Below are 24,555 nucleotides of genomic sequence, written 5' to 3' on the forward strand. Positions count from 1 at the left end.
GAGGCGAATCGGGCCGAAATAACGGCCCAAAAGGCCGCTATTGCAGCGACAGCGAGCAGGTGAAAAGGATTCTATTCACGCTCTTGACCCGCAACTAAATGGTTGGGTTCGAAATAAAGGGAATTCTTCCCGTTAATTTGGTACGTACGCGGCCACAGGGGCCAATTAGCCGGATAACCTCCCGTTAATTCGCCTGAAATGGGGTATATCGGCAATATAGCCGCGAAATAGATGGAGCTTCTCCAGCTAAATTCGATCGAGGGGCCAAGAGCGGTACATGAACGGGAAAGTTTGCCTTTAATGATGCGGAATCCGACGGAGGGACTTTATTCTTGGAACAACATACCTGAGGAGGGGCAAAAATGATGCAAAGCAAAGGCGAAACGGGGCGGCAAGAACGATACGATTTGCATACCCATACGCGAGCTTCGGACGGGATGAACGCGCCCGCCGATAATGTCCGTTTGGCGAGAGAACAAGGCCTTACGGGTCTGGCGATCACGGACCACGATACGGTAGCGGGGGTCATGGAAGCGATGGCGGAGGGCGAGCGGCAGAGCATACTCGTGATTCCGGGGGTGGAAATCAGCACCCGGGCCTCGGGAAAAGACATCCATGTATTGGGGTACTTTATCCAAACGGACGATCCCGTGCTGCTGCAAAGATTGGCCAGCTTAAGGGAGACCCGCGAGGCCCGGAATGTCCAAATCATAGACAAGCTGAACGGTCTCGGGATTTCCATTACGTTGGACGAAGTCAAGGCGGGGCTGGGCCGGCCTTTGCGGCCGGATGAAAGCCTGGGCCGGCCCCATATCGCCGACGCGTTGGTTCGTAAAGGACTGGCCGCCGATATGCGGGATGCTTTTGACCGGTATCTCGGAGAAGGGAAGCCCGGATACGCCTCTTTGCCCCGGATTTCGCCGGAAGAAGCGATGGGATGGATCCGCGAAGCCGGAGGCGCGCCGGTTCTGGCCCATCCCGGCTTGTACGGCGATGACGAACTGGTGGAAACGATCGTGGCGAAGGGCCGGCCGGCGGGGATCGAGGTGTATCACTCCGACCACGGACCGGAGGACGAGGAGCGCTATCTCGTGCTGGCGCGGCGATACGGACTGATCGCCACCGGCGGTTCCGATTATCACGGCGTCCGGCAGGGCGTCGTCTTTCACGGCGATCTCGGCAGCCGCTACGCCGACGGAGAGTGCGTCCGACAATTGCAAAACGCCGCGGAGCACGGCGGCCGTTGAACAAAGAACCTTCCTAAAACGCAGATATTCTGCGTTAGGAAGGTTCTTGTTTTGTCGGCGGTGTGTTAGCCTCTATCCGTTTTTTACCGCACTCGGCAGTTTTTTGATCAACTGCTCATCCGGCGTCACGAACAAGGTGCGTTGGTGATCATAGATGACGAAGCCCGGTTTCGCCCCGCTCGGTTTGCGGACGTAGCGGATCAGCGTGGAGTCCACCGGCACGCTGCTCGATTCCCTGGCCTGGCTGAAATAGGCCGCCAGCTGGGCCGCTTCATTCAGCGTCGCATCGCCAAAACCGCTGCCGCGGATAACCACATGCGAACCCGGTATGTCTTTCGTATGCAGCCAGGTATCGTTCGGTCCGGCGAGCCGGTTGGTCAGGTATTCGTTTTGCAGGTTGTTCTTGCCGACGCAAATTTCGAAGCCCTCGGAAGAGGTATAAACATGCAGCGTCGGGCGGTCGTTCTTTTTCTTCTTTTTGCCTTTCTTCGCCCGGTCCCGCAAATATCCCTGCTGGATCAATTCCTCGCGAATTTCGTCGACATCGCTCAAGGAGGCGTACGACAATTGCTGGAGAAGCTCCTCAAGGTACACGATCTCCTCCCGCGTCTTCCGCATCTGCTCATCGATCACCGCAAGGCTATTTTTAAACTTGTTGTATTTTTTAAAATAACGCTGGGCGTTCTCCGAAGGAGTAAGCAGCGGATCGAGCGGAATTCGCTCCGTCTTCTGCTCCTCGTCATAGTAGTTGACCAACTCGGCCGTGCGATCACCTTTCTTGATCAAATGCAGGGACGGCAGCAGAAGCTCGCCCCAAATCCGGTAACGCTCGGCATCTTCCGCTTCCCCTAGATCTTTCTCCAGGTTGGACAGTTTTTTGATGTTTTTGTTCCGTTCATTTTGCAAAAATCGCAGCAGATCGCTGGTCTTCTGCTTTACGGTATCCCGCAGCGCCTTCTCCCCGAAATACTCCTCCATGCACTCGCTGATGGAGCCGTAAGTTTTGGCTTCCCCCCGGATCAGCGTCAGCCGGACGGCGGAGAAAACCGGCTTCCCCGCTTCGTTATCTCCGGTCACAGGAGTGTACCGGTGGTTCCGCACATCCTCCATAAGCTGGTCGAAGGCGGCCCAGAGCTTCTCCGGATCCCCGCTTCCCTGCGCTGGCCGATTGCCGCCATCAGCGCGGCGGCCGATCTCCTCCGCGATCAGCGGGCTCAAGCCGCTGTAAGCGCCGACGATCCAGCCGGCCCCCCCGTTTTGCTCGGCAGCGTTTTGCCAGGCGCTGAAGAAGTTTTCTTTGCCCGTATGCAGCGGATCCAGTTTATTCTGCTGCGGAGGCTCCGTATAGGAGAAACCCGGCATTACGACACGGTATCCGCTGATGGCGGGGGTCACGTGATGAATGCCGTCGAGCTGTGTTCCTGTTGCCGGATCGACCAGAATAATATTGCTGTGCCGTCCCATCAGCTCCACGATCAGTCGCTTCACCGAGACGTCGCCGAGTTCATCGCGCTGGCGAACATCGATATGGATGATCCGCTCCATTCCGACTTGCCGGATCGCTTCGACGATACCTCCTTCGCAGTGTTTCCGGAGGAGCATGCAGAACATGGGGGCTTCCAGCGGATTCGGAAAAGATTCCTCCGTCAGATGCACGCGGGGATAGGTCGGATTTGCCGACAGCAGCAGACGTTTATTTCCGCCGGAGGCGCGAAGCTGCATGATGATATCGCTGGATGAGGGCTGATGTATTTTATTGATGCGCCCGCCCACGATGGTTTGCAATTCGTGAACGATCGCTCGGGTTACGATTCCGTCAAGTGCCATAACAATATATTCTCCCGTCTTGTTTCAATATAAATTGCTTCGTGCTTCTTTCTATGATGCCATACTTCCGGCAAAAACTTAAGAGCCGCGCTGTGATAATTTGGGACTGGCCGGAATACATTTACCCTAGGTGGAAAAGCCTTCACGCTGTATACCGCACAAAATACGGGAGGGGAATTGGGAGGATGGAACAAAAAAACTGGCACCAGTGGAGTGGCGATGAGCTTCTTGAGCGGTTCGGCGTCACGCGCGAACAGGGCCTGACCCAGGAGGAAGCGGCTCGAAGACAGGAGCGGTACGGAGTAAACGAGCTGGCGGAGGGACAGCGCATTTCCCCGTGGCTGTTGTTCTTGAACCAGTTCAAGGATTTCATGATGCTTATCCTGATGGGCGCCACACTGATCTCGGGCATCCTCGGCGAATATTTGGACGCCGTTACCATTATAGCGATCATCGTCTTGAACGGGGTGCTGGGCTTCGTGCAGGAATTCCGGGCGGAGCGCTCTCTGCGGGCTTTAAAGCAACTGTCGGCCCCCCACGCCAATGTGCTCCGGGAAGGCGTGGTCAGGCATATTCCCGCGAAGGACCTCGTTCCCGGCGATATCGTGATTCTGGAAAACGGAGACCGGATTCCGGCCGATATCCGCTGGCTGTCGGCCAACAGCCTGGATGTGGAAGAATCGGCCTTGACCGGGGAATCGCATCCGGTCGGAAAGCACGCCGAAACGATCCGCGAAGCGGACGTACCGCTGGGCGATCAGAAGAACATCGGCTTTATGGGCACGATGATCACGCGGGGGAGCGGCCGAGGCCTGGTGATTCGCACGGGGATGGATACGGAGATGGGCAAAATCGCCGACCTGATCCAAAATACGGATACCCAGGAAACACCGCTGCAACGAAGGCTGGAACAGCTTGGGAAAATATTGATTTACCTGGCGCTGGCTCTCACCGTACTCGTCGTGGTCGTCGGGATCTTGCACGGACAGCCTGCGGGCGCGATGTTCTTTGCGGGGGTAAGTCTCGCGGTGGCGGCGATTCCGGAAGGTCTGCCGGCGATCGTCACGATCGCGCTGGCGCTCGGCGTGCAGCGGATGATCAAGCGCAAGGCGATCGTCCGCAAGCTGCCTTCCGTCGAAACGCTGGGCTGCGCCTCGGTTATTTGCTCGGACAAAACGGGAACGCTGACGCAAAACAAGATGACGGTTACCCGGCTTTGGCTGGAAGGGCGTTCGCTGGAGGTCACCGGGGAAGGCTACGAGCCGATCGGGCAAATATTGGAGAATAAGCAGCCGATCGACATCAAGATGGACCAGAGCCTCCGGCGTTTGCTGCAGGTCAGCGCGCTTTGCTCCAACGCGGAGATCTCCGAGGTCGATGCCGATGTGCGCGGCCGCAAAAAACCGAAGGAGGAGCCGCAGGGAACGCATTGGATTTTGAAGGGGGATCCTACGGAAGGCGCGCTCGTCGTGCTTGCTTCCAAAATGGGGCTGACCCCCGCGGCCTTAAGCACGTCATACCGGCGGGAGCGGGAGTTTCCGTTCGATTCGAAACGGAAGATGATGTCGGTCGTGGTGACCCACCAGGGCGGAAGGATGGCTCTCGTCAAGGGTGCTCCGGATATGCTGCTGGATAAATGCGCGTACATTCTCTGGGAAGGCAAGGTGGTTCCGTTTACGGGCACCTTGCGGAGCCGGGTGCAGGCCGAGAATGAGGGGATGGCCCGCAGCGCGCTGCGCGTCTTGGGACTGGCATACCGCGAGGTGAAACCGCACGAGTCGATGGCGGAGGAAGGGGCCGTGGAATCGCAGCTGATCTTCGTCGGGCTGGCCGGCATGATCGATCCGCCCCGCCGCGAAGCGCGGGATGCGATTGCCGTTTGCCGCCGGGCCGGCATCAAAACCGTGATGATCACCGGGGATCACCGGCTTACGGCGGAAGCGATCGCTACGGACCTCGGTATCCTGCCGCGCGGAGGCGTGTCGATGTCGGGTCAGGAATTGGCCGCGCTCAGCGATGAAGAGCTGGACCGACGGGTCGACGACACCTATGTTTATTCGCGCGTGGCCCCCGAGCATAAGCTGCGCATTGTCAAAGCGCTGCAGAGCAAAGGGCATGTCGTCGCAATGACCGGGGACGGCGTCAACGACGCGCCGGCGATCAAAGCCGCCGATATCGGCATTGCCATGGGGATAACGGGGACCGATGTGTCCAAGGAAGCCTCATCGCTTATTCTGAGCGACGACAACTTCTCCTCGATTGTAGCCGCGATCGAAGAGGGGAGAAGCATCTATGAAAATATCCGCAAGTTTATCCGCTATTTGCTGGCTTCGAATGTCGGTGAAATATTAACGATGTTCTTCGCTATGCTGGCGGGCCTTCCGCTGCCGCTGCTCCCGATTCAGATTCTGTGGGTCAATCTCGTCACGGACGGCCTGCCGGCGATGGCGCTCGGCGTGGATCAACCCGAAAAAGACTTGATGGAGCATAAACCGAGAGGGGCGAACGAGAATATTTTTGCCCGCCGGCTCGGCTGGAAAATCCTCAGCCGCGGCTTGCTGATCGGCCTGTGTACGCTCGCCGCCTTCTGGCTGACGTACCGGGTGGCTCCGAACGATCCGGCCCAGTTGGCCAAAGCCCAGTCGGTGGCCTTCGTGACGCTGGTGATGGCCCAACTGATTCACGTCTTCGACTGCCGCAGCTCGCGCTCGATTTTCCACCGGAATATTTTGCAAAACCGCTATCTCGTCCTAGCCGTTCTTTCTTCCGTGCTGCTGCTGCTCGGCGTCATGTATATCGAAGCGTTGCAGCCGATCTTCAAAACCGTGCCGCTCGGTACGCGCGAATGGGCCATCTCGCTCGTCGCCGCCGGCATTCCGACCTTCCTGCTTGGCGCGGGCAGCGTATGGTCCGGCAGACGGCGCAGGAATTATAACGGGCCCCGTCCGATGGCCACGGTGAAAAGTACAAATATTCGTGCATAGAATCAATACCATTCCACCCCTCAAGCCGATAGACTAACCCCATGGAGCAAGCTTAGCTCGGCAATGCATGCGAGGGGTGGAAGAAAATATGGAATTTACTAAAATGCATGGACTCGGCAATGATTTTCTCGTTTTTTACGGAGAAGAAGACCTCCCGGAACGGGTTTCGGAGTTGGCGATCGCGTGGTGCAACCGGTATTTTGGCGTCGGAGGGGACGGGCTGGTTTTTATCCTGCCTTCGGAGAAAGCGGATTTCCGCATGCGGATTATCAATTCTGACGGCACTGAGGCCGAACAATGCGGCAATGCCATCCGCTGTGTGTCCAAATACGTATATGACCACGGCTACACGGATAAAGACCGGATTACTATCGAAACGCTGGGCGCCGGGGTGCAGCGGGTTTCTTTGCAAATCGAGGACGGGGTTGTCCGGACCGTCCGGGTGGACATGGGCGAGCCGATTCTGGACGGTTTGGCCGTACCGACCACTTTGGAAGGGAATCCGGTGCTGGCCAGGCCGATTGAAGCGGATGGGCGCCGATTCGAGTTTACGGCCGTCTCCATGGGTAATCCGCACTGCGTCATCTACGTGGACGATGCTCCCAATTTCGACCTGGGCGTCTGGGGGCCGAAGCTGGAGGTGCATCCTTATTTTCCGCGAAAAATCAATGTGGAATTCGCTACCGTCACCTCGCGCGAACGGGTGGAAATGCGCGTATGGGAACGCGGCGCGGGACCGACCTTGGCGTGCGGAACCGGGGCCTGCGCGACACTGGTCTCCTCCGTTCTGAACGGGTTGACGGACCGTGCCGCCTGGATCGGCCTGAAAGGCGGGGATTTGTTTATCGAATGGGATGAACAGGATAACCACGTGTATATGACAGGGCCGGCGGAGACCGTATATAAAGGGAACATTGAGATTTAGGAATCAAGAAACGGGCGGCCAGAGGCCGTCCGTTTTTTTGAGCGATTGGGCCCGGCTTTTGAGCCGGTTATTGTCCGGCGGTAAAATCATTTGTCGGACGGAATTCTTATCAATCCGGTGGATTTATGATACATTAGAATGAAATTATGCACAGTAAGGGCCGCGAACCGGCATTTATAATAACATTACAGGCTTTGGAGGTACGGGGATGAAACCTGATTTGCGCGAAAGATGGGAAAACGGAGTCATTGTTGGGGACGGTGCCATGGGTACTTATTTGTACAATTTCGGTTTTCCCGTGGGCATTTCCTACGAGGAGCTGAATCTGCTTCAGCCGGAAGTCATCGGAGACGTCCATCGCCGGTATATCGACGCGGGGGCCGAGATGCTGGAGACGAACAGTTTTTCCGCCAACTATTATAAGCTGTCCAAATTCGGATTGGAATCCCAGGTCGAGGAAATTAACCGCGCCGCGGTCCGCATCGCCAAAAAGGCGTCGGCCGGACGCGCTTACGTGGCGGGAGCGGTCGGTTCGATTCGGGGCGGGAAGCGCGTCAACGTGACCGATCAGGAGCTTACCCGGTACTACGAGCAGCAAATGGCCGCTTTGCTGAACGAGGAAGTGGACGCGATTTTGCTGGAAACTTTTTACGATCTAGGAGAAATGCGCATTGCTCTGGGCCGGGCGCGGCATTTAACGGATGTTCCGGTCATCTGCCAGTTTGCGGTTGACCAGGTTGGCCGCACATTGGACGGCTATACGATTTCGGACGCCTTCGGCATGCTGCTGGGAGAAGGAGCCGATGTGCTCGGCTTCAACTGCCATTCGGGGCCAAAGGGAATCATGAGCGTGATGTCCCGGCTGGGCGGGCCGCTGAATGTGCCGCTCTCGGTTTTCCCCAACGCGGGGTTGGCCGATTATGTCGATGGAGAATATATATACGGGGCGACGCCGGAGTATTTCGGCGAATGTTCCACCGCTTTTGCGGATTTGGGAGCCCGTTTGATCGGCGGCTGCTGCGGAACGACGCCCGAGCATATCGCCGCGACGGTACAGGCGCTGGCGGCCTATCAGGCTGCCCCGCTGCGGGAAGGCAAACCGCTGCCTAAGCCGAGCGAAACGGCCGTGTTGACCAGGTCGGCGGAGGGTACCGCGAACGGTTCCTCCGGCAACGGAAGGATACCGGCCATCACGGAACTTGTGAAGGAGCGTCATACCGTCATCGTCGAGCTGGATCCCCCGCGGGATTTGGATATCGGTAAATTTATGGAAGGCGCCGCCGCTTTGAAGGAAGCCGGGGTGGACGCGCTGACGCTGGCCGACAACTCGCTGGCCGTTACGCGGATGAGCAATATGGCGCTCGGACACCTGGTGCAAGCCGAACTCGGTCTAAGGCCGCTGATTCATATCGCCTGCCGGGACCGCAATCTGATCGGAACGCAGTCGCATATGATGGGCTTCGATGCCCTTGGCATCGACCACGTGCTGGCGGTGACGGGAGATCCGGCCAGGTTCGGGGATCTGCCGGGAGCCAGTTCCGTGTACGACATGACCTCCTTCGAAATTATCCGCATGATCAAGCAGTTGAACGAGGGCGTGGCTTTTTCGGGCAAGCCGTTGAAACAAAAGGCGAAATTCGTGGTCGGCGCCGCTTTCAATCCGAACGTCAAACATCTCCACAAGGCGGTCGAGCGCCTGGAGAAGAAGATCGCGTCGGGCGCCGATTACATTATGACTCAGCCGGTTTACGATCCCGAGCTGATCGTGGCGATCAGACAGGCGACGGCCCATCTGGATATTCCGATCTTTATCGGGATCATGCCGCTGGCCAGCGGAAAGAACGCCGAGTATCTCCATAATGAAGTACCGGGCATTCAGCTGTCGGAGGAGGTCCGCCGCCGCATGGACGGGCTTCAGGGCGCCGAAGGGCGGGCCATGGGCGTGGAGATCGCCAAGGAATTGCTCGATATCGCCATGGAGCATTTCAACGGCATTTATTTAATGACTCCGTTTATGTTTTATGAGATGAATGTGGCCTTAACCCGCTACGTCCTCGAGAAATCGAAACCGAAGGCGGCCCACTTGTCTCGTTCATAATTATCAATTACAATAGGATAACGGATGTGATGCCTATGTCTCACAGTATGACAGGATACGGCAGCGCCGCCAGAGTCTTCGGCGGATATGTGATTCAGTTTGAGATAAAGTCCGTCAACCACCGCTACTCCGAAATCGTGCTCCGGTTGCCGAGGGAATGGACTTGCTATGAGGATAGCCTTCGGCGGCGGATCCAGCGCGATGTCAAGCGGGGACGGGTTGATGTATATATCAGCAAGGAGCGGGATGACGAAAGCTCCCTTCCTTTTGTACTGAATTCAGGCAGGGTGGAAGCTTACTTGCGGGCGGCGGAGGAGCTGCATACGAAGTACGGATTGGAAGCCTCGCTCAGTGCGAAAGATTTGCTCGCGCTGCCCGACGTTTTAGTCCCGCCCGATCCGCTTGGTGAAGGGGACTTTACCGGCGAAGCCTGGGAAGACGTCCTTCATGGCGGTCTGGAAGAAGCGCTCGGCGGGCTGCTGGATATGCGCAGTAAGGAAGGCCGGCATCTTGCGGCCGACCTGGAGCAGCGGCTTGCCAGGCTGGAAGAGCTGCACGCCGAGCTCAAAACTTATGCGCCTCAGGTCGTGAGCGATTACCGGACCAAACTCAAAGGGCGTTTAACCGAGCTGGTTGAGGGCGCTTTTGACGAGCAGCGCTTCGCCATGGAGATCGCCGTTTTTGCGGACCGGTCCAATATCGACGAAGAGCTCACCCGCTTGGGCAGTCATTTCGAACAGTGCCGGACCCTGCTCCGTTCCACCGAACCGGTGGGGCGCAAGCTGGATTTTTTGATACAGGAAATGAACCGGGAAACGAATACGATTGGATCGAAAGCCAATCATTTGGCTCTGGTCAACCGTGTCGTTGAAATGAAAGCGGAACTGGAGAAAATTCGCGAGCAAGCCGCGAATCTCGAATAACGTCGCATTTGACACTGGTGAGTCAAGTAAAATAGGGGGAAATACCTTAGATGGCAATTAAACTTATTAACATCGGCTTCGGAAACATCGTATCCGCCAATCGGATCATTTCCATTGTGAGTCCGGAATCGGCTCCCATCAAGCGGATTATCCAAGAGGCAAGGGATCGTCATATGCTGATTGACGCTACCTACGGGCGCCGCACGCGTGCGGTCATTATAACCGACAGCGACCATGTCATCCTGTCGGCGGTTCAGCCGGAAACGGTAGCGCACCGCCTGTCCGCGAAAGATGACGACAACGACGAATAAAATGGAGAGAAAAATGGCTAAAGGGTTACTCATTGTACTATCGGGACCTTCGGGTGTAGGCAAAGGAACAGTATGCACCGAGCTGCGGCGCCGCATGCCCGAGCTCGTCTATTCCGTTTCGGCGACGACGCGGGGACCTCGCCTCGGCGAGGAGAACGGTGTGAATTACTTTTTTAAGACCCGCGAGCAGTTCCTGGAGATGATCGAGAAGGATCAACTGCTGGAGCATGCGGAATATGTGGGCAATTTCTATGGTACTCCTCGCGACTTCGTCGAGCAGACGCTTGAGAGCGGCAAGGATATCATTCTTGAAATCGAAGTTCAGGGCGCGCTCAAGGTAAAGGAGAAGTTTCCGGAGGGCGTTTTCGTGTTCCTGCTTCCGCCTTCGCTTGACGAGCTGAAGGGGCGGATCCAAGGACGCGGGACCGAGAGCCAGGCGACGATCGATCACCGGCTGTCCGTGGCGGCTTACGAAATCGGCTTGTTGGAGAAGTACGACTACGCCGTCGTCAACGATGAAATCGATCTGGCTTGCAAAAGAATAGAATCCATTATCGTTGCCGAACATTGTAAGGTTAAGAACAAGGCGAAAGAATTGCAATTAGGCATTTGAGTCCAAAAGAAGAGGTGTTTTCCTAATGCTGTATCCATCGATTGATAAGATGCTCGGAAAAGTCGGCAGCAAATACTCGCTGGTCGTAGCGGCATCCCGCAGAGCGAGATTGCTGAGAGAAGGGGCCAAGAGCGAGCTGAAACAGCCGAAATCGCACAAGCAGGTCGGCGTTGCTCTGGAGGAGATTTACGGCGATTACGTACGGTTGAAACAAGAAACTCCGACGACGGAACCGGACGAAAATAAATAGATTTTCTGGACCTCGTGGGTCGAGGCATAAAATAACAACCTCTTCAGGACAACCGCGAGGTTGTTATTTTTTTCGTTCGGATGAACTTTAAGTCTTGGGAGAAAGCGGGGGAAGGACATTGTTAAAAGGAAAGAAGGTTCTGCTTGGCGTTACCGGGGGGATCGCTGCTTTCAAGGCCGCTTCGCTGTGCAGCAAACTTGTGCAGCAGGGGGCGGAAGTCCAGGTGATCATGACGGAGTCCGCGACGAAATTCGTGACCGAACTGACGCTCCAGGCATTGTCTAAACATCCGGTCTATACCGATACATTTGATGAAAAAGATTCGGGCGCCATCGCGCACATCGCTCTGGCCGATTGGGCGGATCTGGTGCTGGTCGCGCCGGCTACAGCCAACATTATCGCCAAAATGGCCGCCGGGCTGGCCGACGATATGCTGTCCACGACCCTGCTGGCCACGGAGGCGCCGATTATGCTGGCTCCGGCGATGAATATCCATATGTACGCGCACCCGGCCGTTACGCGCAATTTGGCCGAGCTTGCCGCGCGCGGAGTTCTGTTGGTTGAGCCCGGAGAGGGCCTGCTGGCTTGCGGTTATACGGGGAAAGGACGGATGGAGGAGCCGGAGACGATCGTCGACGTGGTGAAGCAGTTCTTTGCGCGTCAGGAGCAGCGGACGGCCCTCCCTCTTGCCGGTAAAAAGGTCGTCGTGACCGCGGGGGGGACGATCGAACGGATCGATCCGGTTCGCTACATCTCGAACGACTCGTCGGGAAAAATGGGTTATGCGCTGGCCAAAGCCGCTGCGGAACTCGGCGGGGAGGTTACGCTGATCGCCGCCAACACGCGGCTCGCGCCGCCGGCGGGCGTTCGGGTCTTGTCCGTGGAGTCGGCCCGGGAAATGTACGAAGCGGCGCTCGGCGAGTGGAGCGATACGGATATTTTGGTCAAAGCGGCGGCGGTTGCGGATTACCGGCCCAAAACGCCGGCGGATCGCAAACTTAAAAAGACCGGCGAAACCATGACGCTGGAGCTGGTTAAAAACATCGATATTTTGGAGACGCTGGGTAAGCAAAAGACCAGGCAGTTCCTCATCGGCTTTGCCGCCGAAACGAACGATGTGGAACAGTACGCGATGGACAAGCTTCGGCGAAAAAATTGCGACCTGCTGGTTGCCAACGACGTGACCCGGGAAGGGGCGGGATTCGGGATCGACACCAATGTCGCAAGCGTCTACGACGCAAACGGGCTTGTGACCTCGTTTCCGCTGCTGTCCAAGGAGGAGCTTGGCCTCCGCATTATGGAACTGGCGGCTTCCAGGCTGGCTGGAGCCGCGAAATGAGTTACCGTATAGCGAAAGTGATTGTCGATGTGCCGAGCCGGGAAACCGATCGGCCTTTTGATTATTTGATTCCGGCCGCGATGCAGGGCTGGATTGAAGTCGGAAGCCGGGTCGGCGTTCCTTTTGGACGGCGGACGGTACAGGGGTTCGTGTTATCGCTGCATGAGGACACGGAGATGGACCCGCAGCGCCTGAAGCCGATCCAGGAGCTGCTGGATCTGATGCCGCCGCTGCCGCAGGATCTCGTGAAGCTGGCCGAATGGATGAGCCGCAAGTATGCCTGCAGCATGATTTCCGCTTTGCAGGCCATGATACCGGCGGCGCTGAAAGGCAAGGCGGAGCGGTACGTCACCGTCCCGGAAACGGACGGCAACCAGGACGAGCCGGCATTCCCCGGGGAGAACGGCGGGCTTTCGAGTCCTGTGCTTCCTGTGCTGCTCACCGGGGAGGAGGAAGAGATTCTCGCTTACGTGAAGGCTTCGGGCCAGGTAACGATGGAGCATTTAAGCAAGCGTTATCCCGGCAGAGCCGGTGAGATCAAGGGTTTGATCGGGCGGGGCCTGTTGTCCGAAACTCAAATGATCAAGGACAAGGTGCGTAAAAAAATGATCAAAACCGTCGCCGCGGCCGTTTCGGGAGAGGCTGCGGAGGCTGCGCTCGCTTCCTTCAGCGGGCAAGCCCGGCGCCAGAAGGAAGTGCTTGAATTCTTGCTTGAAGTCGGCGCTCCGCTATCGCTTCAGGAAGTGCTCCAAACCTTGCGGGTTACCGCCGGGACCGTGCAAAAACTGGCGGAAAAGGGCTACGCGGTGATCGAAGAAACGGAAGTGTTCCGCGATCCTTACAAGAACCGCCGTTTTCAAGGTTCGGAGCCGCTGCAGCGGACGCCCGAGCAGGATCAGGTTTACCGCAAGGTGACCGAAGCGTTGAGTGCGCGGAGCTATGGAGTGTTTCTGCTCCATGGCGTAACCGGCAGCGGCAAAACGGAGGTTTACCTGCAGACGATTGAGCGCTGCATCGCGCTCGGACGCCAGGCGATCGTCCTTGTGCCGGAAATATCGCTCACCCCGCAAATGGTGGAGCGCTTCAAGGGGCGGTTCGGCGGCAAGGTGGCGGTGATGCACAGCCGTTTGTCCACCGGAGAACGATACGATGAATGGCGGAAAATCCGCGAAGGCCGGGTTCAGGTGGCGATCGGTGCGCGTTCCGCCGTGTTTGCGCCTTTTGCCGACCTGGGGCTGATCGTGATGGACGAGGAGCACGAAACTTCCTACAAGCAGGAGGAAACGCCAAAATATCACGCCCGTGATGTGGCTGTGTATCGCGCGCGCCAGTATGGCGCCGCCGTCATCCTGGGCTCGGCCACGCCGTCGCTGGAAAGCTACCATGCGGCGCGTTCCCAGGCGGACGAGCTGTTCGCCCCGCTGCTGCTGGAGATGAAGCAGCGGCCCGCGGGGAGCCGGCTCCCCGGCGTGCATATCGTCGATATGCGCGAAGAGCTGCGGGACGGCAACCGGTCGATGTTCAGCCGGGCGCTGCACGCGGGTATCGCCGCCCGGCTGGAACGGGGCGAGCAGACGGTGCTGTTCTTGAACCGCCGGGGCCACTCCACGTTCGTGATGTGCCGATCCTGCGGTTATGTGGCGGGCTGCCCGGAGTGCGATATCTCCCTGACTTACCATCAGAAGTCGAATAACCTGCGCTGCCATTATTGCGGTTATGCCGCACCCGCGCCTTCGATCTGTCCGGAATGCGGCAGCGAGCACATCCGGTACTTCGGCACCGGGACGCAGCGGGTCGAGGGCGAGCTGGCCAAGCTGTTTCCCGGCATCCGGGTCATCCGGATGGACGTGGACACGACGACGGAAAAGGGCTCGCACGAGAAGCTGCTGCAGGCCTTCCGCGAGAAAAAGGGAGACGTGCTGCTCGGCACGCAGATGGTCGCCAAAGGCCTCGACTTTCCGGAGGTGACGCTGGTCGGCGTTATTGCCGCGGATACGGCGCTGAACTTTCCCGATTTCCGGTCCGCGGAGAAGACGTTCCAGCTCCTGACGCAGGTGGCGGGACGCGCCGGGCGGCATCAGCTGCCCGGGGAGGTGTTTATCCAGACTTATATGCCGGATCATTACTCCATCGTGCATGCGAGCGCCCATGATTACGCTTCGTTCGTCCGCGAGGAGTTGAACCACCGGAAGGCGATGCATTATCCGCCGTACAGCCGGTTGATCCTTGTTACGCTGTCCCATGAAAAGCTGCCGGTGCTGCTGCGGATGGCCGAGAATTTTGCCGGCGATTTGCGGCATAAAGCCCAGCGGCTGGGGTGGTACGGCAATCTCGAACGGTTCGCGGCCGAGGCGCTCGACATTCTCGGTCCCGTCGCCTCGCCGATCCCACGCATCAAGAACCGCTATCGGTTCCAATGCATGGTGAAATACCGCGGGGCGCTTGACGCGGTGCGTTTGGTCCGGGAGACGTCGGCGGAAACGCTAGACCAGCTGCGGGACGCGTCGCTGCAAATCAGTATTGACGTGGATCCGCAGATGCTGATGTAGAATTATCAAATCGGGCATATTTTTTATATGATAGAAGAAACAACTCGAGAGTTAGGATGGTGGACAGCATGGCTTTAAGAATTATCGTATTGGAACCCGATGAGGTGTTGCATCAGGTCGCCAAAGAAGTCAAAAAAATTACGCCGAACGTACAGAAATTGCTGACCGATATGGCCGAAACGATGTACAAAGCCGAGGGCGTCGGCTTGGCCGCTCCGCAAATCGGGATATTAAAACGGGTGATCGTGGTGGACGTCGGGGATGAGCACGGATTGATCGAGCTGATTAACCCGGAGATCATGTCCAAGGAAGGGGAACAGTTCGGGCCCGAAGGCTGCCTGAGCATTCCGGGATACCGCGGGGATGTCCGCCGCGCTCAAACGGTGACCGTAAAGGGGCTTGACCGGAACGGCAACGAAGTGACTTATACGGGATCCGATCTGCTTGCCCGGGCGTTTCAGCATGAGATCGACCATTTGAACGGCGTGCTGTATACGGATATCGCCGAGCGAGTCTATGAAATTACCCCCGAGGGGGAAGAGAAGGAGTGACTTCTTCCGTGAATATTGTATTTATGGGAACTCCCGCGTTTGCGGTTCCCTCGTTGGAGGCGCTGCTGAAGAAGGGATACCGCGTAGTGGGGGTGGTTACCCAGCCGGATCGTCCGCAAGGTCGAAAAAAAGTGCTGACCCCCACACCGGTCAAAGAGGCGGCGCTTCGGCACGGCCTCCCCGTGATGCAGCCGCAGCGTCTGCGCGCTCCGGAAGCGGTCGAGGAGCTCGCCTCGCTGAAGCCCGACCTGATCGTTACGGCGGCTTACGGGCAGATTTTGCCCAAATCGGTTCTGGATCTGCCGAAGTATGGCTGTCTGAATGTGCATGGCTCGCTTTTGCCGAAATACCGCGGGGGGGCGCCGATTCAGCGTTCGATTATCAACGGCGAGAAGGAGACCGGGGTGACGCTGATGTATATGGCCGAGGGCCTGGACACCGGGGATATGATCGCCAAAACGGTCGTGCCGATTGAAGACGAGGATACGGCCGGAACGATCTTCGAGAAGCTGAGCGTGGTCGGGGCCGAGCTGCTGATCCGGCAACTGCCGATGATCCTGGACGGAACGGCGGAGCGGATTCCGCAAAACGACGAAGAATCCACCTATGCCCCGAACCTGACCCGGGAGGACGAAAAAATCGATTGGCATGCGACTTCCCGCGAGATTTTCAACCGGGTGCGCGGACTGGTGCCTTTTTCGGGCGGGTTTACGACCTGGAACGGTGAAGTCTTCAAGGTGTGGGCGGTCGCGAAGCCTGGCGTGAGTTCGGTGGGCGCTCCCGGACAAGCTCCGGGGACGGTGCTTAATTTGTCTCCTGCCGGAATTGAAGTGCAGACGGGCGACGGCTCGGTGCTGCTCACCCGGGTTCAGCCGGCCGGCAAGAAGGCGATGGATGCTTCCGAGTTTATCCGCGGCGGCGTGATGAGTAAAGGGACGGTGCTCGGATGAGCGCGGCCGAAGGTGGGAATCGCGGAAAGGGCCGGGGAAAGGCCGGCGGCGCTTCGTCTCGGGATACGGCGCTTCAGGTTTTAACGGCGGTGGAACAGGAAGGAGCATACAGCAATCTGCTTCTTAACGGCGCGATTCAAAAGTCGGGCCTCACCGGCGCGGACGTGGGTCTGGCTACGGAACTCGTCTACGGGACGATTTCCCGGTTGAACACGATCGATTATTTTTTGGCATCGTTTGTTACCAAGGGACTGGCCAAGCTGCAGCCGTGGGTTCGCAACTTGCTCCGGCTCAGTTTCTACCAGATTTATTATTTGGACCGGATCCCTCCGCATGCGGCCGTGAACGAGGCGGTGAACATCGCCAAGCGCCGCGGGCATCAGGGAATCTCCGGGATGGTGAACGGCGTGCTGCGGAATGTGCTGCGGCGCAAAAGCGAGTTGACGCTGCCGAAGGATCTGCCTCCGGTGGAAAGGATCGCCCTGGAGCACTCCCATCCGGAATGGCTTGTCGCCCGGTGGATGGAACAATACGGAGAAGCTGCGGCGGAGGCGATCTGCCGGGCCAACAATGAGGCTCCCGCGGTCAGCGTCCGGGTCAACCGGGCCAGAATCAGCCGGGAGGCGCTGCTGGAACGGATGCAGGAGGCGGGGGTCGAGGCGGTTCCCTCCGGGCTGTCGCCGGACGGCATCCTCGTCCGCAGCGGAGGAAATATGGCACTGACCCCATGGTACCGGGAGGGCCTGCTGTCCGTTCAGGATGAAAGCTCCATGCTGGTGGGGCGGACGGTCCGGCCGGAGCCCGGCATGTCCGTGCTCGACTGCTGCGCCGCTCCGGGGGGCAAAACCTGCCACATGGCCGAGCTTATGGAGGGCAAAGGGGAGGTCGTCTCCAACGACATTCACCCCCACAAAGCCAAGCTGATCGAGGAGCATGCCCAGCGGCTCGGCCTCGGCAACGTGCGGACCGTGACCGGGGATGCGATGAAGCTCGCGGATCAGTTCGCTCCGGGGTCTTTTGACCGGCTGCTGTTGGACGCTCCTTGCTCGGGTCTGGGAGTCATTCGCCGCAAGCCTGATTTGAAATGGGCGAAGACTCCCGGGGACATTAACGAGATTGCCGGCGTTCAGCGGCAACTGCTCGATGCCGTCTGCGGGCTTGTCAAGCCCGGCGGCGTGCTGGTTTACAGCACCTGTACGATCGAAAAGGCGGAGAACGAGGACATGGTGCGGGGCTTCCTGGACCGTCATCCGGAATTCGTACTGGACGAAGAGCAGCCGGACGGGGGACGAGCTTTAGCAGGAGCGGAAGCCCGCAGCTCCGTGGGCCTGCAAATTTTGCCGCAGGATGCGCATTCGGACGGTTTTTACATCGCGCGGTTGGTGAAGCGCCATTAAGATGGCGTGAATATGAGCGTGATCTGATTGTATTGTCCGCTTGTTAACGGGGAAATCCCCCTCGTTAAGTTAACGGTTTTTCCTGTCGGCATAAACATGTTAAGCGTGTTTAGCATGCTCAGACTCGTGCAACTCGAGGCCAACAGATTATTTTTTTGGCTGGGCGGGGTTCTATCCATTGAAAGCCGGACAGAGGGAGAAGGGAAATAAAGGCCTTTTGCGGCGCTATTTTGTCGAATTTGGCTTGCCGGTGTGAAATAGCGGCATTTTGGGGCCTTATTTTTGGAAAAAACGGGCCAACCCCCGATTTCGGTGCCCTCAACAGGAAAATAAGGCCTTTTTTGACCGCTATTTCCCCCTTGAAGCCAAATTGGGCCGAAATAGCGGCCTTTTTGGCCGCTATTTCCGCGGGCGGTTATGCGAGGCGCCGGGTCAGCCCGCTTTGCCGAGGCGAAAAAATCTTAAATGTGCAGCATCTGTAGGGTTGGTGGCAACGTCTGTGATTTTACGTAACATTGCTAAAAGTACCTGCAGATTTGCTTCTTTTGGAGTTGAACATGTGACTGCTCTCGGATTGCAAAAGTTTCTACGGATGGGGATGTTCTGTTCTCAGGAGTAGTTCGATGGAACTAGCCATTTACGGCACGTAAGGGTTGGTATATAATGGAATTGGTGAAGCACACCTTTAGAATCGCAATGCGATACATAAAGGTGTGCTTTTTATTTTTCTCAGATTTCCTTTTATTTTCAAATGTGTAACATTCAAGGGGGTGGAAGTGGTGTGATTTGTTAATGCGCAAATGAGATCGAAATGAACGAAAAGGTGGGGGATATGTTGAAGATGCGGAAAGTGATGGTCTTGTTGGTTTGTGCCGCGGCACTATTGACGACGATGGGTGGCTCAGGTTCAGGTCCTGCTTTTGGAGCGGGGGCGGGAGATCCCGGCGATTTGTCCAAGTTGGATATAAAAATGAGCCGAGCCGAGTTTATGAAGATGGTGTTGTTGACCCTTAGCTCCGGCCCTGATCAAGCCAGCGTTGATGCGGGCCACGATCAGGATTATGTTCAGTCGGCTCTGGAAGGGGAATTGTATGATGAGCGGGATTTTAGCAATACCGCTTTGTCCTGGGATCAACCTGTCATCCGGAAAGAGGCTGCCCGAATCGCAGCCCGCGCCATTGGGGAGCGGACGGAGGACGATGCGAAATGGTTTTATCTTGCGACCAGGAAAGGGCTGATGACCGGTTTGGGCCAGGGACGTTTGGGCGAGCAGGAGGCCGTGACCCGTTCTCAGGCCGCCGCCATCGTCGAGCGGATTCATAAGGTGCGGCTAGGAGGAAAGCTGCCAGTCGATAAATATGCCGTTTCCAGTGCGGAACTTGCTTGGCACGGAACAAATATTTTTACGGTAATGCCCGAGGTTTTTGTTGCGAGCGAAGAGCAGTTGAAGGGCAAACCGGTGGAAGAACTTTGGCGCAAAGACCAAATGGTGGTCGATCCCGGGAACGGTAAATACAAGAGCGAATTGGAGGCGTTGATTGCCATCGATCTGGAAGATCCTCATGATCCGAATCTGAAGCTGCTGCCTCCTTTGAAGGAGTTGAAGTGGGATTACTTTCCATCTTCCGTAAACGGGGTACCTACAAAATACATACCTGTTGCAAAATTGCCCCCAAGTTATTTTTTATTGTTTAAGGGGAAGGAAGTTTATAACAAGGATAGTAGGTTGTATAATGCAAATCCCAATGGACCTAACTATGGCATCCTAGGTATAGAATCTCCTGACTTAAAAGCTTTTTACGAAAAAGGCGTTTTGAACGGTCTAGGAACTCTATTTCACAAAAAAGCCGGGGATATTCATGGGTATATAATGCCAAAAAAGGGATGGACACAGGGGATTCATCCGATTGAGGTAAGGATTTATACCCCAGTTAGGACTAATTATGGATATAAAACAAATATATTAATTGAGGTTGATGGGCCTCTTATTAAAACCTATCCGGGTGGTTAATTTTGAGAAAATTTAAGATATTGATCATGTTGGTGCTATGTTTTATAGAACTATTAGTGCTCACTGCATTTCCTAATTTTCTTAAAGCTAAATTCAATGAGCAGAGTATGTATGAAAAGGAAATACCCTACCTTATAAAAGAGGAAAATAGATTGGATACTCCCGGAGTTGTCTTCACAAAATATAAGATCTTGGAACCTTTGATTAATGAAAATGTTGGTGAAGGGAAAATAATTACTAAGATTGAATTTTACATGGATAACAAAATAGTTAAAACAGTAAATTGGAATAATCATTCTATAAATACCTTAGTAAAATTGACGGGTAATCCCGTTAAGGTCTCTACTAAAAGAAATACAATGAAATACGGTGGTTTCTTTGCCTGGCAACGTTCAGCTTCCGCGACAAAGTGGACCCCAGGGACTGGTAATTACACGATTTTAGAGCACTTTAAAGTGCCGAAGGATGCTCATGGAGCCGATCTATATCCCGGTGTCAAAGTGGATATTCCGGTATCTTCAACACGTTCAACACCATATACGAATAGTCAATACTATGACGGCAATTTTAAAACCGGAGTTATTGATGATGATCTTCGATTGTTGCAAGAATTGAACAAAACCCAGGTTGGTGTAAACGTTGAGGTAGATTTGAGAAGATCAGATGTCCAATACCCACACGGAATAGGAAGTGTCGACCCCTCAACCCAAATCGGCAAACTAGTCGTCAGAAGCTTGGACGAAGTAGATGTACACTACATACAAACTTATGATCATGAGGGGATTAAAGTTCCTCTCCCTGCGGGCGGTAATGCCGCGATGATGTACTACCTAAACTCGAACTGGTTTATTCTTACGTCCTATACTTATCAATATCCGGATAAAATGAAAATCTATTATAAGAAAGGGGACGATACGCCTACCCCACCCCAGGGCGGCTGTACGGTTCCCGCCCCCGGAAAAGTTATAGAATCCTCTCTGAATTCACCGGATCCTTCCGGGGTAATTAAAGCTGATTCGCGCGGGAGCGAAAGGTTTGAGGTTTCCGACGGCATCCCGACGACGGAAAGTCTATATGGAAATGTGCGCGCCAAGGGCTATTTATCCCAAAACAGGTTTGTCGAGATGAGCGGGAAATGCACTTTCCCCGTTACGGTCAACCGGACGTACCAGCTTTCTTGGGACCCGGGGAAAACGGTGACCAGGCCGGACGGATCCACGTACACCGCCCCGGATCCGCAGTCGGATACCGAAGAGAGGTCTTACGATTATACGATTGAGAGGCCTTATTCCTTTTGGGTTATCGACAATCTGGAGGTCTATGAGATCAGCGAGGCCGCGCTTTGGAATTACGCTTTTGAAGGAGGCGGCATTCGAATCCGGCCTACGGGATATCAACCTCCCGGTTTTGTCACCTCTAAAACCGGCGGGTTCGAGGCTCCCACCCCGCCTGACAGCGTGGAGGCACCGTCCAGGAGTATTTCGGGCGGCCGCTCCCGGCCCGGTGTACCGACGGAGAATCTGAAGTCCTATGCGGAGTCCGCCGTTCAGAAGGTGAAGGTGAGGAATGATTCGTTCTCTTTTAACGGTGGAACGATTATGAACGGATCTCCGACCGAACAGTCCGGTCCGACGCCGGGGAACATCCCCGAGGCCGCTCAAATCAACGAGAATGTGCTGTATTCCCCGGGCAACGTTATCCCGACGAGCAAAACCAACCGGGCGAATCAACCAAGTACCGGGTCGATTTATTACTCTCTGATGAGCGGCAACATCAACGGCGGAGCCGATGTGAACTATCCTATCTATGGAATCAACCCTGTGACGGTGCATACCCCTGTGGTGATGTATCCGGACGTTTCGGACGATCAGGCCCACAATCAGAAAACCAGTCCTGCGCGGGGGCGGTCCGCGGTTATTTTGGACAGGCCTTTTACGGTGGAGATGCCGAACCGCGGGCAGCACAACAACTATAAGGGATACGGTTACAATAATTACCTTAAATATATCGGGAGCAAACAGGTGCGCTTTCCCTTCGACGTTTACAATGCCGGCCGAACGGTCTTTTATCCGAAAAACACCTGGATTGAGGTGGATAAGGCCCGGGAGTCTTTCTTGTTCGATCTGCCCGTTTGGGTGGATGAAGGCTATTACGAGGTCGAATTCATGACGGTCGCCCACAACGCTCCGGACGGGGCCACGCGTCAGAGGAACGCCAACTTGGACTTGAATCACCATATCGCTTATGCCGCTGTGCCGATTGACGTGATCGGGCGAGTGTACGACTTTCGGGTCACGGACATTGCCGATTACAATTGGGAGTCGGTTTTTCGTACTTCTCCCGGCAGTTCATCGCCTACAGGGGCCGCCTATTGGGTTGGATTGAAGGGGATCGACGGGGATGAACGGGGAAACCGGGCGCCTTTTACGCTGCCTATCCGGCCGGGGAGCCATCCGCTTTACCGGAATGCGGTCGTCAAAACCGGATACCATTTTAAGTTTGACCTTAAGACGAAAGGGAATATGTTTGGGCTGCGGGATTCTATCCGGATTACGCCGTCGTTTTATTTTATCAGCGCCAAGGATGGAGCGAGGGTACCGGTGGATCTATACTACCATGCGGGCCGGCGAAGCTATGTTAAAATCGGGTCGGCCGGTGACCGGGTGCAGCGCTATGTGATTTTGAACGAGCGGCTGCGCCATGTTCCCGTCGAAGAACTGACCGATACGGCCTTGTATAAGTACGATCACGATTATTCGTTCGACCAGATCGCGGGGATTAGCAGAAGCCAATATGTGCACACCTATATCGAAAAAATAGCGCGCCAAAAAACGCCTGTCGGCCGGTTGAGTCTGCTGGAGTTAAATTCCCGGATTCGAACGTTCATCGGGCCCAAAGGCGGCATCCCTAGTGGGGTAAATCCGGCCAGGGCCAATGCCTCCATACAGAAATGGTATGGCGAATACAGCCTGCCCGCCGATGTTTATGCCGTCCCGGCGGGAACGAATGTCGCTGAATACGGGAGGACTCACAACGGGCTGACGGAGCGGTCGCCGATTTTTTTAAGGGATGGATATATCGTTGTCAACTTCCGGGTGGAGACGGTCCGAAACGGAGAATCGGGCACCCCGCACCTGCAATATGTGCATGCCCCGATGATGAATCAATGGTTTGACATGGAAGGCTTTGAGCGATGGGGAACGGATCCCTACGGCCGGAGGTTCACCTTCTTAGACGGGGATGTTGTGTTCTATGACGCCGGCCGTTCCAGCCGGGACGATTTTCGTTCTCTGGTTACGCATTAAAAGCCGGCGGAGACGGAAAATACAAGTGAACCTCTTGCCGAAGGGCAAGGTCGGGGTGAAGGTTTTGCGGCTGGGCACCCCGGCCTTTTTGCTCTTGTCGGGAAAGGAACCAGAGGGGCTGAAGCCTGGAAAAACGCATGCTCTTTAGTGTCATCGCGATCTATGCTAAAATAGGAAGAATGAGTAGGGCAAAACCCATATAAATTTAAACGAATAGGTGTGTGAGAATGAAACCTTTTATATACGATTACAGCTTGGAAGAACTGCAGGAGTGGGCTGTAGCCCAGGGGGAGCCGGCTTTTCGCGGCGGCCAGATTTTTGATTGGCTTTACGTGAAGCGGGTTAATTCTTTTGATGAAATGACCAATCTGTCCAAAGGGCTCCGTCAAAAACTGGACGAACAGTTTGCGTTTGTGACGCTCAACGAAATCACGAAATACGAATCGAAGGACGGAACCGTTAAATTCTTGTTCGGGTTGCACGACGACCATGCGATTGAGACGGTTATTATGAAACATAATTACGGCAACAGCATCTGCGTAACTACGCAGGTGGGCTGCAAAGTCGGCTGCACGTTCTGCGCCTCCACCTTGGGAGGGCTCAAACGAAACCTTACGGCCGGAGAAATCGTGGCCCAGGTTGTCCAAGCCCAAAAAATTCTCGATTCCCGCGGCGAACGGGTTAGCAGCATCGTGATCATGGGCACGGGCGAGCCGTTTGAAAATTACGAAGCCACGATGAAATTTTTGCGGATCATGATCCACGAAAAGGGCTTGAACATCGGCCAACGGCATATTACTGTATCAACGAGCGGGATCGTCCCGAATATATATAAATTTGCCGATGAGGATACGCAGATCAATTTGGCCATTTCGATCCACGCGCCGAACGACGCGCTGCGATCCAAGCTGATGCCGGTCAACCGCCGCTTTCCGTTCGACGATGTCATGGAGGCGCTGCGCTACTATATCGCCAAAACTGGACGCAGAGTTACCTTTGAATACGCCTTGATCGGCGGCGTCAATGACCGCCCGGAACATGCGGAAGAATTGGCGGGCGTTCTTAAGAACATGCTCTGTCACGTCAACTTGATTCCGGTCAATCATGTGCCGGAACGTAAATATGTCCGAACATCAAGAAACGACATCTTCCAGTTTCAACGCATTTTGGCGGAAAAAGGCGTCAACGTCACGATCCGTCGGGAGCAAGGCCATGATATTGCGGCGGCCTGCGGACAACTGCGGGCGAAGCATATGGAGTCTGGTGCGAGGTGAT

At 55.8% G+C, this 24,555-nt stretch carries 17 protein-coding genes; 16 read left to right on the forward strand and 1 reads right to left on the reverse strand.

Features of this window, described 5'->3' with window-relative positions; all coding sequences use genetic code 11:
- The first annotated feature begins 362 nt into the window (after positions 1-362).
- Positions 363-1,247 carry a PHP domain-containing protein gene (locus FRY98_RS10560; protein ID WP_148451706.1) on the forward strand — a complete coding sequence of 295 codons (885 nt, stop codon included), beginning with the start codon at positions 363-365 and terminating at the stop codon, positions 1,245-1,247.
- A gap of 72 nt (positions 1,248-1,319) precedes the next feature.
- Here the strand turns inward: FRY98_RS10560 and FRY98_RS10565 are convergent, their stop codons facing one another.
- Complete coding sequence (locus tag FRY98_RS10565; RefSeq protein WP_148451707.1) at positions 1,320-3,074, reverse strand: Rqc2 family fibronectin-binding protein; 1,755 nt, start codon at positions 3,072-3,074, stop codon at positions 1,320-1,322.
- A 185-nt stretch (positions 3,075-3,259) separates the two neighbouring features.
- On the opposite strand from FRY98_RS10565, the gene FRY98_RS10570 reads away from it, so the two are divergent.
- The 15 genes from FRY98_RS10570 to rlmN all read left to right on the forward strand — a co-directional run bounded on the left by FRY98_RS10570 (position 3,260) and on the right by rlmN (position 24,554).
- Positions 3,260-6,058, forward strand: coding sequence for a calcium-translocating P-type ATPase, SERCA-type (locus tag FRY98_RS10570; protein ID WP_148451708.1), 2,799 nt, complete (start codon positions 3,260-3,262; stop codon positions 6,056-6,058).
- Between the two features lie 88 nt (positions 6,059-6,146).
- Entirely contained in the window at positions 6,147-6,983 is an 837-nt protein-coding gene (gene dapF, locus FRY98_RS10575; protein ID WP_148451709.1) for a diaminopimelate epimerase, read from the forward strand.
- A 208-nt stretch (positions 6,984-7,191) separates the two neighbouring features.
- A complete protein-coding gene (locus FRY98_RS10580) occupies positions 7,192-9,081 on the forward strand; it encodes a bifunctional homocysteine S-methyltransferase/methylenetetrahydrofolate reductase (protein WP_148451710.1) in 1,890 nt (629 codons plus the stop codon).
- 35 nt (positions 9,082-9,116) lie between these two features.
- A complete protein-coding gene (locus FRY98_RS10585; RefSeq protein WP_148451711.1) occupies positions 9,117-10,004 on the forward strand; it encodes a YicC/YloC family endoribonuclease in 888 nt (295 codons plus the stop codon).
- A 50-nt stretch (positions 10,005-10,054) separates the two neighbouring features.
- On the forward strand, positions 10,055-10,315 hold the full coding sequence (gene remA / locus FRY98_RS10590; RefSeq protein ID WP_044479181.1) for an extracellular matrix/biofilm regulator RemA: 261 nt from the start codon (positions 10,055-10,057) through the stop codon (positions 10,313-10,315).
- A gap of 13 nt (positions 10,316-10,328) precedes the next feature.
- Positions 10,329-10,928 carry a guanylate kinase gene (gmk, locus tag FRY98_RS10595; RefSeq protein ID WP_148451712.1) on the forward strand — a complete coding sequence of 200 codons (600 nt, stop codon included), beginning with the start codon at positions 10,329-10,331 and terminating at the stop codon, positions 10,926-10,928.
- Positions 10,929-10,953: 25 nt separating this feature from the next.
- Positions 10,954-11,178, forward strand: a complete 225-nt coding sequence (gene rpoZ / locus FRY98_RS10600) for a DNA-directed RNA polymerase subunit omega (RefSeq protein WP_148451713.1) — start codon at positions 10,954-10,956, stop codon at positions 11,176-11,178.
- A gap of 118 nt (positions 11,179-11,296) precedes the next feature.
- On the forward strand, positions 11,297-12,517 hold the full coding sequence (gene coaBC, locus FRY98_RS10605) for a bifunctional phosphopantothenoylcysteine decarboxylase/phosphopantothenate--cysteine ligase CoaBC (RefSeq protein ID WP_148451714.1): 1,221 nt from the start codon (positions 11,297-11,299) through the stop codon (positions 12,515-12,517).
- On the forward strand, positions 12,514-15,066 hold the full coding sequence (gene priA / locus FRY98_RS10610) for a primosomal protein N' (protein ID WP_148451715.1): 2,553 nt from the start codon (positions 12,514-12,516) through the stop codon (positions 15,064-15,066). The genes coaBC and priA overlap by 4 nt, the downstream gene beginning before the upstream one ends.
- Before the next feature lie 68 nt (positions 15,067-15,134).
- Positions 15,135-15,617: a peptide deformylase gene (def, locus tag FRY98_RS10615; RefSeq protein ID WP_211373280.1), complete on the forward strand. Its 483-nt coding sequence runs from the start codon at positions 15,135-15,137 to the stop codon at positions 15,615-15,617.
- Between the two features lie 8 nt (positions 15,618-15,625).
- Complete coding sequence (gene fmt / locus FRY98_RS10620; protein WP_148451717.1) at positions 15,626-16,567, forward strand: methionyl-tRNA formyltransferase; 942 nt, start codon at positions 15,626-15,628, stop codon at positions 16,565-16,567.
- Positions 16,564-17,964, forward strand: coding sequence for a 16S rRNA (cytosine(967)-C(5))-methyltransferase RsmB (gene rsmB / locus FRY98_RS10625; RefSeq protein ID WP_148451718.1), 1,401 nt, complete (start codon positions 16,564-16,566; stop codon positions 17,962-17,964). Before fmt ends, rsmB begins: the two co-directional genes overlap by 4 nt.
- An 811-nt stretch (positions 17,965-18,775) precedes the next feature.
- Complete coding sequence (locus FRY98_RS10630) at positions 18,776-19,975, forward strand: hypothetical protein (protein ID WP_148451719.1); 1,200 nt, start codon at positions 18,776-18,778, stop codon at positions 19,973-19,975.
- Between the two features lie 818 nt (positions 19,976-20,793).
- Complete coding sequence (locus FRY98_RS10635; RefSeq protein WP_148451720.1) at positions 20,794-23,280, forward strand: DUF5704 domain-containing protein; 2,487 nt, start codon at positions 20,794-20,796, stop codon at positions 23,278-23,280.
- 227 nt (positions 23,281-23,507) lie between these two features.
- On the forward strand, positions 23,508-24,554 hold the full coding sequence (rlmN, locus tag FRY98_RS10640; protein WP_148451721.1) for a dual-specificity RNA methyltransferase RlmN: 1,047 nt from the start codon (positions 23,508-23,510) through the stop codon (positions 24,552-24,554).
- Position 24,555: the final 1 nt, after the last annotated feature.

The organism is Paenibacillus faecis (assembly GCF_008084145.1).
Taxonomy (GTDB): domain Bacteria; phylum Bacillota; class Bacilli; order Paenibacillales; family Paenibacillaceae; genus Fontibacillus; species Fontibacillus faecis.

Bases quoted from the DNA above. Each gene is read 5' to 3' on its own strand.
- rlmN (WP_148451721.1), top strand. From the start codon at position 23,508: ATGAAACCTTTTATATACGATTACAGCTTGGAAGAACTGCAGGAGTGG.
- FRY98_RS10560 (WP_148451706.1), top strand. From the start codon at position 363: ATGATGCAAAGCAAAGGCGAAACGGGGCGGCAAGAACGATACGATTTG.
- FRY98_RS10585 (WP_148451711.1), top strand. From the start codon at position 9,117: ATGTCTCACAGTATGACAGGATACGGCAGCGCCGCCAGAGTCTTCGGC.
- gmk (WP_148451712.1), top strand. From the start codon at position 10,329: ATGGCTAAAGGGTTACTCATTGTACTATCGGGACCTTCGGGTGTAGGC.
- FRY98_RS10630 (WP_148451719.1), top strand. From the start codon at position 18,776: ATGAACGAAAAGGTGGGGGATATGTTGAAGATGCGGAAAGTGATGGTC.
- rsmB (WP_148451718.1), top strand. From the start codon at position 16,564: ATGAGCGCGGCCGAAGGTGGGAATCGCGGAAAGGGCCGGGGAAAGGCC.
- FRY98_RS10580 (WP_148451710.1), top strand. From the start codon at position 7,192: ATGAAACCTGATTTGCGCGAAAGATGGGAAAACGGAGTCATTGTTGGG.
- dapF (WP_148451709.1), top strand. From the start codon at position 6,147: ATGGAATTTACTAAAATGCATGGACTCGGCAATGATTTTCTCGTTTTT.
- def (WP_211373280.1), top strand. From the start codon at position 15,135: ATGGCTTTAAGAATTATCGTATTGGAACCCGATGAGGTGTTGCATCAG.
- FRY98_RS10565 (WP_148451707.1), bottom strand. From the start codon at position 3,074: ATGGCACTTGACGGAATCGTAACCCGAGCGATCGTTCACGAATTGCAA.
- FRY98_RS10570 (WP_148451708.1), top strand. From the start codon at position 3,260: ATGGAACAAAAAAACTGGCACCAGTGGAGTGGCGATGAGCTTCTTGAG.
- remA (WP_044479181.1), top strand. From the start codon at position 10,055: ATGGCAATTAAACTTATTAACATCGGCTTCGGAAACATCGTATCCGCC.
- FRY98_RS10635 (WP_148451720.1), top strand. From the start codon at position 20,794: ATGATGTACTACCTAAACTCGAACTGGTTTATTCTTACGTCCTATACT.
- rpoZ (WP_148451713.1), top strand. From the start codon at position 10,954: ATGCTGTATCCATCGATTGATAAGATGCTCGGAAAAGTCGGCAGCAAA.
- priA (WP_148451715.1), top strand. From the start codon at position 12,514: ATGAGTTACCGTATAGCGAAAGTGATTGTCGATGTGCCGAGCCGGGAA.